At 54.7% G+C, this 12,855-nt stretch carries 9 protein-coding genes; 6 read left to right on the top strand and 3 right to left on the bottom strand.

What is annotated here, in order from left to right:
• Nucleotides 1-28: 28 nt before the first annotated feature.
• The gene (locus tag JFT86_RS24010) at nucleotides 29-259 is read right to left on the bottom strand and encodes a cysteine-rich CWC family protein (RefSeq protein ID WP_201238735.1); all 231 of its coding nucleotides are present in this window, start codon (nucleotides 257-259) and stop codon (nucleotides 29-31) included.
• Nucleotides 252-1,739, bottom strand: a complete 1,488-nt coding sequence (locus JFT86_RS24005; RefSeq protein ID WP_201238734.1) for a sensor domain-containing diguanylate cyclase — start codon at nucleotides 1,737-1,739, stop codon at nucleotides 252-254. The genes JFT86_RS24010 and JFT86_RS24005 overlap by 8 nt, the downstream gene beginning before the upstream one ends.
• Nucleotides 1,740-1,978: 239 nt before the next feature.
• Here JFT86_RS24005 and JFT86_RS24000 point away from each other — a divergent pair, with 239 nt between their 5' ends.
• The 5 genes from JFT86_RS24000 to JFT86_RS23980 all read left to right on the top strand — a co-directional run bounded on the left by JFT86_RS24000 (nucleotide 1,979) and on the right by JFT86_RS23980 (nucleotide 10,713).
• Nucleotides 1,979-2,242: a hypothetical protein gene (locus JFT86_RS24000; RefSeq protein ID WP_201238733.1), complete on the top strand. Its 264-nt coding sequence runs from the start codon at nucleotides 1,979-1,981 to the stop codon at nucleotides 2,240-2,242.
• Between the two features lie 178 nt (nucleotides 2,243-2,420).
• A complete protein-coding gene (locus tag JFT86_RS23995; protein ID WP_201238732.1) occupies nucleotides 2,421-2,849 on the top strand; it encodes a hypothetical protein in 429 nt (142 codons plus the stop codon).
• Nucleotides 2,850-3,045: 196 nt separating this feature from the next.
• Nucleotides 3,046-4,290 carry a glycosyltransferase family 4 protein gene (locus tag JFT86_RS23990; RefSeq protein ID WP_201238731.1) on the top strand — a complete coding sequence of 415 codons (1,245 nt, stop codon included), beginning with the start codon at nucleotides 3,046-3,048 and terminating at the stop codon, nucleotides 4,288-4,290.
• Nucleotide 4,291: 1 nt separating this feature from the next.
• Nucleotides 4,292-5,146 carry a hypothetical protein gene (locus JFT86_RS23985; RefSeq protein WP_201238730.1) on the top strand — a complete coding sequence of 285 codons (855 nt, stop codon included), beginning with the start codon at nucleotides 4,292-4,294 and terminating at the stop codon, nucleotides 5,144-5,146.
• Between the two features lie 2 nt (nucleotides 5,147-5,148).
• A complete protein-coding gene (locus JFT86_RS23980) occupies nucleotides 5,149-10,713 on the top strand; it encodes a calcium-binding protein (protein WP_201238729.1) in 5,565 nt (1,854 codons plus the stop codon).
• Nucleotides 10,714-10,780: 67 nt separating this feature from the next.
• Here JFT86_RS23980 and JFT86_RS23975 read toward each other — a convergent pair whose 3' ends face one another.
• Nucleotides 10,781-11,893 (bottom strand): enoyl-CoA hydratase/isomerase family protein, encoded by a 1,113-nt coding sequence (locus tag JFT86_RS23975; RefSeq protein WP_201238728.1) that lies wholly within the window; start codon nucleotides 11,891-11,893, stop codon nucleotides 10,781-10,783.
• A gap of 132 nt (nucleotides 11,894-12,025) precedes the next feature.
• Between JFT86_RS23975 and ung the strand changes: the two genes are divergently transcribed.
• Nucleotides 12,026-12,718 carry a uracil-DNA glycosylase gene (gene ung / locus JFT86_RS23970; protein WP_201238727.1) on the top strand — a complete coding sequence of 231 codons (693 nt, stop codon included), beginning with the start codon at nucleotides 12,026-12,028 and terminating at the stop codon, nucleotides 12,716-12,718.
• Nucleotides 12,719-12,855: the final 137 nt, after the last annotated feature.

Here is a 12,855-nt window from a genome sequence, read left to right as displayed (position 1 = left end):
GAGTTCAGTGGGTGAAGGGCCGCGCATCTTACGGGATCGGCCGTTTGACCGCTTGCAGTTGCGCCTCGACCTGCGCGCAACGCGGGCACAGGCAGGATTTGTTGCGCAGTTCCGGCGGCAAGGCTTCGAGTACCGCCGGGTCGATGCTGACGCCGTAGCACCAGCACTCGCGGTCGGCGGTGCGCGGGTCGGCCAGGCTGCAGTCGTTACGGGCGCCGCAGGCCGGGCAATGGTCGGGTTTTTCGCTGAGGTCAGGCATAAGTCGAGTGAGGCAGTTCCACGCAGGTGCGATTGCGGCCGGTTTGTTTGGCCCGGTACATCGCATGATCGGCCCGGGATAGCAGGCTGTGCAAGGTGTCATCGCGTTGCAGGGTGGTGGCGCCGATGCTAACGGTCAGATTCAGGCTGTAGCCGTTGTAGGCATATTCGTGCTGTTCTACGTGCTGGCGGATCTTCTCGGCAATTTTCTGACCGGTGTCGCCGTCGGTGTCCTTGAGCAAAACAATGAATTCCTCACCGCCCCAGCGGCAAACGATGTCGGCATGGCGTAGGCAACTTTGCAGGTCGCGGGCAAAACCGATCAGCACCTGATCGCCGGCCATGTGCCCGTAGGTGTCGTTCAATGCCTTGAAGTGATCGAGATCCAGCAGCAGCGCGGTCAGTGGTTTGGTCTCACGCTGCGCTTCGTGCAGGGCTTGCGCGGCGAGCAGATCGAAGCCTCTGCGGTTCGGCAATTCGGTGAGGCTGTCGAGGGTAGCCTGGGCCTGGATCTTCGATTGAAACCGTTTGATCACGCGGTTGAGCAACGCCAACACAATCAACGTCACCAACAGGCAAATCAACAGATTGAGATAGAGCGACTGGCGGATTTCACTCAGCGCGCCGTCCTCGCGTTTATCGACGAACAGGTACCAGTTCAACTCCGGAATAAACCGCACGTTGAGAAAATGCCCCTGGCCATGGGCGGAGTATTCGTAGCTGCCGCTGTGTGGTTTCGGCAACTGACTGACCAGGCTTTTCATGCTCTCGAGTTCACCGAGACTTTGGCCGATATGCGCGCCTTCAGGCCCGCCCTCGACACCGGTCAACACCAGTCGGCCGAAGGTGTCGACGAAGTACACGCTGCGTTGATAACGCTGTTGATACTTGTCGATCAGCTTGATCACCGCATCTACGGTCAGACCGACGCCGGCCGCGCCGATAAAGCGATTGTGGTAGTCGTAGACCTTGTAGTTGATGAAGAAGGTCAGGTTGTCCTTGTTGGCCAGATCCGGGTCGACGTTGATCTCGTACGGGTCTTTCATGTCGCGCACGCGGAAGTACCAGGCATCCCGTGGCTCATCGACTCTGACCTGCTTGAGCACGCCTTTGGCGTGGTAGTAGGTGAGGGTGCTGTTGGAAACGAAGAACGCGGTGTAGGCACCGTAATGGGTCATGACCTCGTCGAGGTAGCGGGTCATCTGCTCGGGATTCTGCTCACCGTTCACTACCCAGTCGCGCATGAAGGTGTCGCGGGACATCATCGAGGAAATCAGGATCGGTCTGATCAGGTCTTTCTGGATTTCCGAATAGACCGTGTCGGAAGTCAGTGGCAGTTCGGTGTTGACGATGTTGTCGCGAATCGACGCGCGCGAAGCGTAGTAACTGAGCAGTGAGGTGGCGAGAAAACCGGCACCGAGCAGGGCGACCAGCGTCAGTACCAGTGAGCGTTGGGAATACAGCGGAGAACGAAGCGGCATGGCAGTTCCGTTGGCAGTGGCCCGATGGCAAGCATTCTAGTGGCACTGCGCGGAAATAACTGCTCCATGCGCGGCGCGAATGGTCGCTCCGGTATCGGACATCAACCTGTGGGATTTCCAGGGTTTCAACACCACTGATCTGAAGCCGCATCGAACCGGGCACTTGCTCGAACCGAGCCAGTCAAAGCTATATCGGCTGCGCTGTCCTGTTGCGGCCGTGGGTCTTTCAGGAGGCCGTCATGCATATTTCAAAAACGTTGCGTCGAGCACTGCTTGGAGCGGTGTTCAGTCTGGGCTTGTCCGGGTGTTACTACTACGCCGGTCCCTACGATGCTTATCCCGCCACTTATTACTATCCCGGCTATTACTCACCTTATTACTACGGTGGTTATTACGGCCCGCGCTACTACGGCGGCGCACGTTATTACTACGGCGGATACGGTTATCGCGGGTATTACGGACGGGGTTATCACGGCGGCGGATACCACGGTGGGCACCACTAATCAGCGGCTGAATGACGGCGTTGGCGGATGAACAAGGTTTCATCAATCACTTGTTTCAACTTGTTGCGGGAACGCACCAGATGCCGAAAACGCTGTCTGATTTTGCGTCAGTCACCGAATAAACGACTGACGCCTGCCAGCGTCGCTGGTGTGGCTACCCGCGGTCCAGGAGGCCGCCATGTATAGACGAATTCTTCTGCTTGCTGCGTTGATGTTTTCCGTTGCCGGTTGCGTCCCGTATTCCTACGCGGACTCGTATTACAGCTCACAGGTCTACACCTCACCCGCACCGGCTTACTACAACACAGGTGGCACTTACTACAGCGGCGGCAGCACGTATTACTCGGCTCAGCGCTACTACCAACCAGCTCCGCGCTACTACCAACCAGCTCCGCGTTACTACCAGCAACCGCGCTATTACCAGCCGGCGCCACGCTACTATCAACCTGCACCGCGCTACTACGAAAGCCGTCGCTGGCATGGCAATGATCGTGGCGGCTGGGACGGCCATCGTCGCGGAGGCTGGGACAACGATCATCGCGGTCGCGGCAACTACGACCGGCACAGCGGTCGGGGCGACCACAATGGACGGGGCAATCGCTGGTAATCACCCGCAAATGAAAAGCGGCGCTTTGAGCGCCGCTTTTTTATGCCCGTCGAAAAGTCGTCCCATTAGCCATCTCCTAGGGCATTCCCAGACGCTTCCTACAGTTTCATTCCCTTGCATTTGTTAGCGTTTGTTCCTGCCGATCGAGGTGAGCAAGACTCAGTTCAATAGCGGAGAATAAAAGGACGATGCCGCTATGAAGCTTCTTGTGATTCACCAAAACTTTCCGGGCCAGTTCCGTCATGTGGTGCTGGCGGCGATTGACAGGCGTTATGAGGTTTTGGCGATAGGTCGGGATACGGCGCCGGGTATCGCAGAGGTGAAAATATATCGATACCGAGCTGCCAGCAGAGCACCAGGCGATATTCATCCCTATCTGACCCGTTACGAACAAGCGGTGATTGATGGACAGAAGGTTTTTGAAATTCTGAGCAGGCTGAAACATTCGGGTTATCGGCCAGACGTGATTCTCGCTCATCCCGGATGGGGGGAAACGCTCTTCGTCAAGGATGTCTATCCTGACACGCCGCTTATTCACTATTGCGAATATTACTATCGAGCGCAGGGCGCGGATTCCGGGTTCGACCCTGAATTCCCGCGAGCCACAAGAGAGTCATCAAGGCTGCGAGTGCTCAATTCGCTACATCTTTTGAATCTCGAACAATGTGACATTGCCATCGCGCCTACGCGGTGGCAGCGCAGTCTGTTTCCGGCCGCTTATCAGTCGGCCATTCGGGTTATTCACGAGGGCGTCATTCAAAGTGCTTACCTGGCGAAAGTTGGGATCGTCAGGTTGCCCAATGGCGTCGAGCTGAGAGCTGGGCAACCGATCGTTACTTATGTCGCAAGGAATCTTGAGCCTTATCGCGGGTTTCACAGTTTTATGCGAGCGATCCCGCATATTCAGGCTAAGTGTCCCGATGCACAGATTATCGTAGTGGGCGGTGATGACGTCAGTTACGGGTGTAAGCCGGTTGGCTATGCAAACTGGCGCAGCAGGATGGAGGCAGAGGTAAGTTTCGATCATTCCACCGTTCATTTCACAGGGAAGCTTCCTTACCAGACTTACCGGGCAATTCTGGAGTGTTCAAAGGTTCATGTTTATTTGACGTATCCGTTTGTTTTGTCGTGGTCGTTACTGGAGGCGATGGCGACTGGGTGTGTGGTAGTAGCATCGGATACGCCTCCGGTAAGGGAGGTGATCGTTGATGGTCACAATGGAATGCTGGTGAATTTCTTCGATCATCACGGTATCGCCAAACGTATTGCCGAGGTTCTTGATTCCGTTGATGAGTACGACTGCCTTCGCAGCGCCGCAAAGTTGACGGCGAGCAAATTTGATGTGGAGTACGGCGCGAAACAATACTTTGAGGTGTTTGAAAGCGCGACGTCCGGCTATCTGAAGAAACAGCCTGCTCCTCAGTTTGACAGGGAGATTTGAAATGCTCCGGATTTCACGTAAGCAATTGGTTAAATGGTTTAAGAAGTTGTTGAAGTATGGCTTGTTTGTTTATGTCTGTTATTGCGTAGTAGGTTTTTATATCCGTGAAGAAGAAATCGCCGAGGCAATGGCAATCTACTACGCGGATCAGGAGGCCTGTCAAAAGAAGCTGGCGAGCATGAAGCAGGTGCCCATACTGGGCGGCAGCTATGTGGATAAGACTCTGGTCCCGGAGTTTTATGTTGGCATGCCGGAATTGTCGAATAAAAAAGCGTGTCTGGCCAATACTCTCAAGGGCCATTTCTGGTGGACCGGGACGGGGGTCCGCCGGTACCAGGATCAGAGCCTGAAGTCCATTCCTGAAAGTTGGCGTCTTTATAAAGTGACTGCCGGGCTTTATACCAGAAAAGAAATTACCGAACCTCATGAGCGGGGCTATCGGCACGTCAACTGGCCGGATGAGTTGATTGTGAAGTTGAAAAATTATCCTGGGCTGGAGCTTTGGCTTAATGCACCTCCGCCGCATTTCAAGAATGAGGCTTCCGTTCGAAAGTTTGTCATTGCTGACTGGCCGCGGCGTGATGGAACTCCTCGATTGATAAGCTGTAACGGCTTGATTCGCCCAGCTTCTGAGGAAGAACTGACTGATAGGAAATTGGCAAAGCTCAGCAGAGCCGAATTGGCAAATCTGGATTTTGGAAGGTTGAACTTTTTTTGTACCGTGGAGTTGCATAGTTTTGATTTTGCCGGCGGCCACGGTCGGGTAAGTCTCGGTCTATCGTCATTACGCGAAGCACCTGAGATGCTTAAGTTTCTCAGTGATTATTTTTCACGCTCTGTTATTACAAGGAAGTAACAATGAGTTATGTTTTTAGTGATCTGGAAAAAACAGAAATTTTAAATACAGCAAATATTTGCAAAGGTCTGGCGTTCGATTCTGAAGATAACGAATATCTTGCGCTCAGATTAGCAGACACGGATTGCGCTCCCTTGTATCAAAAACTATTCGATATTGTTGGCAGAAGAGTCTCTGAGGTTGCCGCTGTCGATAAAGAAGCGGGAGAAATTCTGAAAAGTGCCAGGCTCTGGCTTGCCGTGGCCATTGATGCCAACGGTGGAAACGGTGCCTACTCTGCCCTGATTCGCGGTTATACCTCGCGGCAAGGTGAACTGAGATTGAATAAAATCGTCAGTGAAGACCTGATGCAACTGTCATCGAATCAGGTCGCCGCCAATTTCATCAATACCTTGATCGACGGATCTCTCGCAGGTCGACTGGCACCGTGGACGGTTCCAACCATCAGCCAGATTGCAGAGATTGATGCCAGTGCGATCGGCAGGGCACTGTTTATTGAGGCTTGCGGAGAGAAGGATACAGCCGTGAGCCATAACGCCGGCTGGTCCGGGACAGTCGGGTTCAGCCTGTTGGGTGGAGCGCCGCCCTATGAAACCTGGAGATTGATCTCCGCTGGTGATTCGCAAGGGGAAGATGGCGGCCCGCCGACTCAAGCAAAAGCCAAAAGGCTTGATGACTATAAAAATATTCTGTTCGCCATCGATTCCTACAGTGTCGGCCTGCGAGCGGCGATCAGTAATTTCGGCGTCAATCCATTGCAAAGTCTGCTTTCCGTGGTGCCAGAGCAGATCAATATCGCGCTCGCCAGTGGCAGCCTGAATCCGCTGATTCAGCATGTAGTGAAAGGCACGCCGGTTTCAGTCGTGGTCGACCTGATACTGCGCCATGGCTTGAACGAATTCTTCGACATGTTCAGGCGCACCTACGATGGCGATTCCGCTGCTACGCCGACAACCAATGAAACCTTCGCCCCCAACGCTTACGCATTCTTCTCGGCATTCTCCCCAGAGCAGTGCCAAACCATCGTCACCCAATCAATAGGCGAATACGGAAACGCGAACTCATGGGCAAAACTGGCTGGCGAGTCGACACCCATCGGCCTGGCGTTGCGCAATTCCCTGAAGCAACTCAGTGAAGTCGTCATTGAACGAGCTGAAGGTTACCCCGGACGCGGATTGGAACTCTACGATCCGTTGACCGGCGAAGGTTTCATCACCGCGCAATGGCTCGTCGATCGTGCGCAGATGTTGGCCCGGTTGATTGCCCGAACTCAGGGCTCGCTTGGAGAACACTCGCCGCAGAAGTTTTCCTACTCCGATCTTGCTTCAGCCAAACAGGTGCCGATGACGACCGGTGTGTTGAATCCGCTGGTCATGTTCGGTGATGACGGCGCGCGGTCTTTCGCGGGCGGTGCGAACACTGATCATCTGTATGGCGGCGCGGGCAATGACACGATCAACGGGCAGGCAGGTCACGATGTCATCGAGGGTGGAAGCGGCAACGACTTGCTTGCCGGAGGCGACGGCAATGATGCGCTGTACGGAATGGCCGGTGATGATGTTTTGATCGGAGGAAAGGGTAACGACTCTTTGATCGGTGGCGCAGGCAGCGACCGCTATGAGTTTTCCAGCGGTGATGGCATCGATGAGATCTTCGACGTCGACGCCAATGGGCAGCTATGGATCAACGGTTTGCCGATTCCTTCACTCAAACGCCACGCCCCTTTGAGCGATGTCTGGTCTACCGAGGATCAGGCCATCACCCTGACCCTCATCGAAGAACTCACTGAACCCACGCTCAACATCAAATATGGCCTGAACGATCTCATCGTTATCAAGAACTTCCGCCCCGGGATGCTAGGCATCCGACTTCCTGAATACCAAGGCCATGCGGCCTCTGCTCCCGATCTGGTACTTCAGGGCGACTGGAAAGCGAAAGATATCGACCCCCATGTTCCGGGGGATCAGTTCTCATACGATGAGTTGGGCAACGCCTTGCTATTGGCCAACGTAAAACACAGAAACAAGGCCGATGTGCTTTACGGCTCTGCTAAGGACGATGTCATTCTCGGACTTGGCGGTTTTGATCGATTATTCGGCAAGGCTGGAAACGATCGTCTGTTTGGGGATAAACAGACGACGCTCGAAAAAGCCATGGCCGCTGGCGACTCTAAAGGGAAAGCAGTTCGAGGCGATTGGCTTGATGGCGGTGCTGGCCACGATTTGCTTATCGGTACGGCATCCCAGGACGTGCTTCTGGGCGGTAACGATCGGGATACGCTGATTGGAGGTGCGGGAGATGACGTTTTATCAGGGGATGAAGCGACCGGCGTGCTGGAGCAGAAATGGGGATTCAAACGCGTCGAAGTTCTTATAGGCGGCGGTGTCACCAGTCACCGAACCGTCTTTTCAAAAGCCTCAATTAATAGTTCGACGGAGGGCGATAACGATGTTCTCTACGGCCAGGGCGGTCGCGATGTTCTCAACGGTGGATGGGGCGAGGACTTGCTTGATGGTGGAACTGAAGATGATCTTCTTTCGGGGGATGGCGGGAATGACACGCTGGCCGGAGGAAGCGGTAACGACACAATGATGGGAGATAACCTCGACTGGGGAGGTGGCCTGCAAAGCAAACACCATGGCGACGATGTATTGGACGGTGGAAGTGGCGATGATTGGCTCGCTGGTAACGGTGGAGCCGATGCGATTTATGGTGGCTCAGGCAATGACACTCTCCAGGGGGATGACGATGTACTTAGCGGCGTAGTCGGTGACGCCGCCCACTTTTTTGGAAATGACCTGCTGGACGGTGGTGCGGGAGACGACAAACTTTTGGGCGGCGGGGCGGATGATCTGCTGTTCGGAGGTGAAGGAAACGACGCGCTGGCCGGGGATTATGCTGAGCATCCGGTTCGTTATCACGGTAATGATTTACTTGATGGTGGAGCGGGCGATGACACTCTTCAGGGAATGGGTGGCTCCGATACCCTGATCGGTGGAGCAGGAGCTGACGCGCTGGATGGTGATGTGTCCAACCTGCAATCAGGTGGAATCAACAATGATTACCTTCAAGGCGATGAAGGAAACGATACCCTTTTGGGGGGCTTGGGCGCCGACACACTTTACGGCGGCGCTGATGATGACATTTTATCCGGCGACTACGAGCAGACAGCCGAGGCCGAACACGGCGCAGATTATCTGGACGGTGGTTCAGGCAACGATACCTTGCTGGGCGGTGGTGGCAACGACACGTTGTTGGGTGGGGACGGTGTAGATCACCTTCGCGGCGATTCAGGCGATAACGTTTTTGATGGCGGTGCCGGTAACGACGTGCAGGAAGGCCATGACGGCGCTGATATTTATTACTTCGGGGCTGGTGATGGTCTTGATGTCATCACCGATTCTGGCGGCAGCAATATCATCAAGTTCGGCGCTGGTTTTTCTGCGGAAAGTCTAAAAGCGGACATCATTGATGTTTCTGTAGGCAGGGTATTGCGGTTGGCCAATGGTGAAGGCGACGCCATCCTTATCAGAAATCATGAGGAGTGGAGGAATTCAACGTTCACGTTTAGCGATGGTGGCGTTCTCGGCTATCAGGAGGTCATGAAAAAAACGCTGTCAGCCGTTGAAATCGTCGAACCGCCAGTGGCTGAGGTGAGGCCGGCCAAAGAAGAGAACAAAGACATCATTGCAGACGACGATTCGGTGTATGTTCCGGACGAGTCCGGCATCGTTGCTCCTGGCGAGGAGCGAAGTAATGCCATTGATAATAAGGTTGGCTGGGCTGACAGATTTCTCGCGCAGCTCAATGCAAAGCGGGTCGCAAGCAGACATGCAACAGGCTTTACTTTAAATAACCAGGGTGTCTGGGTTCGTAACCGTATATTCACCAACGATACTGGTTATACCACCTACTCGGATCTGATCAATGAAAGCACCGAAACGGCAACCTTGTCTGCAACGCCGCAATGGATGGGGACTAACGACGGGAATGCCGTATTTAGTGAAAGACAGTCAAATTCTACATCCCGGTCCAATTTCCGAGATGTAAAAAAAGAGGGCGCAGTGCCGCCGTCCTCCTTGAAACCACGTTATTTTCGATCGGGCGCTGCCAGCGGCTTTTCATTCAAAATAGGTGACGCAATAGTTGCGGATAGACAGGAATCAGGCGAAATCGAAGGGTGGTACGTGTATCCCGCTGAAAGCTTCACGGTGGGTGAAACTGTCCGCAAGGAGTTTCGGTGGGATGTAACAACTAAAACGATCAAACACAAGATCGTTCACGGTGAAGATGCCGGTGGGCGAGTTAATGTTGAAGTCGGCAATATTTTCCATGGTGGTGCGGGCGATGACGTGATAGTCGCCTATTCAGGTTCCCTGCTTGATTATGGTTCGATGAATGACAGGATACCGGGTGCCTTCATGTCAGCCGGGGCTGGCAACGACACGCTGCTCGGTTCTGAAGGCGCTGATCATTTAGTCAGCGGCGCGGGGAATGATCTGTTGTACGGTGAAAACGGTGCCGATACTTATATCGTGCAGGCGCATGCCGGAGCTACGACTATTATGGCGGATGTATTGGGGCCTGTTTTTCACCGGCCTGAAGTAGGTGTCGCTGGATGGAAAGACGAGTATGGGTCAATCGATAAAGACCAGGTCATTCTTCCTGATGAAGCGACGCTGGGCAGGTTGCAGCTCAGTTGGGGCGCTACGTTGATTGAAACGGTAAATATTGAGTTGGCACCCGATCCGCATTCTAGCGCGCATCGCCATCCGCCTCGGGCGAGGATGCTCTATTCAACATTGGATATTCAATGGGGTGGGTCTCAGAAGATTCGCATCGTTTTGCCCAATGCAGGAGATATTGAGGGTTCTGGTATTGAAGTCATACAGTTTGCGGATGGATCAAGCGTCAATCTCAAAGACCTGTTGGGCTCCAGTCAGCTCGGCCCTGCTCCGGATACTTACCACAACGGTCTCTTGGTTGAGAATGCGGTCAATCTCAAATCCATTCGAGAAGGCCAGGCGCTCCCGCTGGTGGGTAGTCACGGTAATGACTCGTTAAGCGGAGCAGGTGAAATCAGAGGTATGCGGGGGAATGACGTGCTTATCGGTAGTGTCGGCGATGATGTTCTATTGGGCGGCCCCGGCGACGACACTCTGTCCGGTGGCGCAGGTCATGATCTCTATCAATATGATGGACTGGGTAGAGACTTGATCATCAACACGGGTGGCGGGTTTGATGGAATCGATTTTTCTGCAGTGGGTCTGACTATTGAACAATTGAGGTTTCATCGCGATCAGGATGATCTTGTAATAGTGGTCGACTATGGCATGGCTCCCAAGATTCGAGTCTCCAGACATTTTTCTGAAGGCGAAAACGCTATTGGATTCATAAGGGTCAAAGGCGAAGGAAAAACGGTTCAAGACTACACCGCGATGCAAATTGCCGAACGTTTACATCCTCTTCCTCCATTGCGAGATGTGGAAGATATTCTGGTAAAGGAAAATGAAGAGTCGCAACTCGCGCTGGCCGAAATAATCAAGTTTTACGAGCTGAATATTTAACCTTTGTACGTCAATTTTAACTGCCGCGATGGGAACCAAGAGGTCGCCATCGCGGGCAATCAGCATTTCAATACTGCGTCAAATCCGCCAACGGATGGCGCCCCTCCCAGACCTTGTGAAAATGCGCCTCGACCACCGCATCCGGCACACTACTGACATCCGGCCAATGCCAGTGCGGCTTCTGATCCTTATCGATCAACCGAGCGCGAACGCCTTCGCTGAACTCCGGATGCCGGCAGCAGTTAAGGCTCAGGGTGTATTCCATCTGGAAAACTTCGGCCAGCGACATATGCCGTGCACGAATGATCTGTTCCCACACCAGATGCGCGGTCAGCGGCGAGCCTTCGCTCAGGTTTTTCGCCGCACGTGCAATGAGAGGGTCGCTGCTGTCACGCTGCAGGCTGATGGCTTTCCAGGCGCAGGTCACGTCGCTGACGTCGAGGAGTTCGTCGATCTGCCGACGCCGTGGCAGCCACTGCGGCTCGGGCATCTGCGCCAGTGCTTCCTGCTGCAAAGCCTTGAGCAAACTGTTGAGTTGCATGGCGGTCTGTTCCTGCCAATTAAGCTGTAACAGGCCCTCGATCAGTTGCGGCTGCTGTTCGTCGAGCAGGAAGCGGTCAGCCAGATCCAGATCAATCGCATCGCGACCGTTCATGTGCGCGCCGGTCAGGCCGAGGAACAAGCCAAGCTTGCCTGGCAGCCGCGCCAGAAACCAACTGGCGCCGACATCCGGATACAGGCCAATGGTGATTTCCGGCATCGCCAAACGGCTGCTCGGCGTGACGATCCGCGTACTCGCGCCTTGCAGCAAACCCATGCCGCCGCCCAGCACGTAGCCGTGGCCCCAACAGATCAGCGGTTTCGGGTAGGTGTGGAGGCTGTAGTCCAAGCGGTATTCCGCAGCGAAAAACTGTGCGGCCAGTGGCGGTACTTCGCCGGGATGAGCGCGACAGGCTTCGACCAGGCTGCGCACTTCACCGCCGGCGCAAAAGGCCTTGGCGCCGTTGCCGCGCAGCAAGACACAGACGATTTGTGGATCCTTGGCCCAGGCATTCAACTTGTCGCTGAGCGCGTTGATCATCGGCAAGGACAGCGCGTTCAGCGATTTTTCAGCGTCCAGGCTGGCGATACCGATGCGGGCGCCGTCGGTGCCGGAGAGTTCTTCGAAGTGCAGATTCATCGTGACCTCGATCGGGAATTTGAACGATCAGTATGATCGCTGTGGGGGAAAGTGCCGAATGTGAGTCAGATCAATTGACAAGCGTGGTCGGCTTTCCTAGGGTTCGCCCCATTGTTTTTGCCGGGTATGACCATGACTGCTGACGACCGTATCAAACTCGAACCGAGCTGGAAGGAGGCACTGCGTGCTGAATTCGACCAGCCTTACATGGCAGAGTTGCGCAACTTCCTGCAGCAGGAGCGGGCGGCCGGCAAGGAAATCTATCCGCCGGGTCCGCTGATTTTCAGTGCGCTGAATTCCACGCCGCTGGATAAAGTGAAAGTGGTGATCCTCGGCCAGGACCCGTATCACGGCCCGGGTCAGGCCCATGGCTTGTGCTTCTCGGTGCAACCGGGCGTGCCGGCACCGCCATCGCTGGTCAACATCTATAAAGAGTTGAAACGCGATCTGAACATCGATATCCCCAGCCACGGTTATTTGCAGAGCTGGGCCGATCAGGGCGTGTTGATGATCAACACCACCATGACCGTCGAGCGCGCCAACGCCAATGCGCATAAGGACAAGGGCTGGCAGTTTTTTACTGATCGGATCATTGAACTGGTCAGCGAGCGCCAGCCGCATCTGGTGTTCATGCTTTGGGGCGCGCATGCGCAGAGCAAGCAGAAGTTGATCGATGCGACCAAGCATTTGGTGCTGACGTCGGTGCACCCGTCGCCACTGTCGGCGTATCGCGGATTTTTGGGCTGCGGGCACTTCAGCCGCACCAACAAGTTTCTTGAGCAGAATGGCGAGACGCCGATCGAGTGGCGTTTGCCGCCGGTTTGAAAAACTGAAGCTTATCTGTGGCGAGGGAGCTTGCTCCCGCTCGGCTGCATAGCAGTCGCAACCCCTGTGAATGCGGTATGTCAGAAGAAACCGGTTTGCAGCAATCGGGTCTGCTGCGCAGCCCAGCGGGAGCAAGC

Origin of the sequence: Pseudomonas sp. TH06 (assembly GCF_016651305.1) — a bacterium.
Lineage (GTDB): Bacteria > Pseudomonadota > Gammaproteobacteria > Pseudomonadales > Pseudomonadaceae > Aquipseudomonas.
This window is presented reverse-complemented; position numbering and strand designations above follow the sequence as displayed.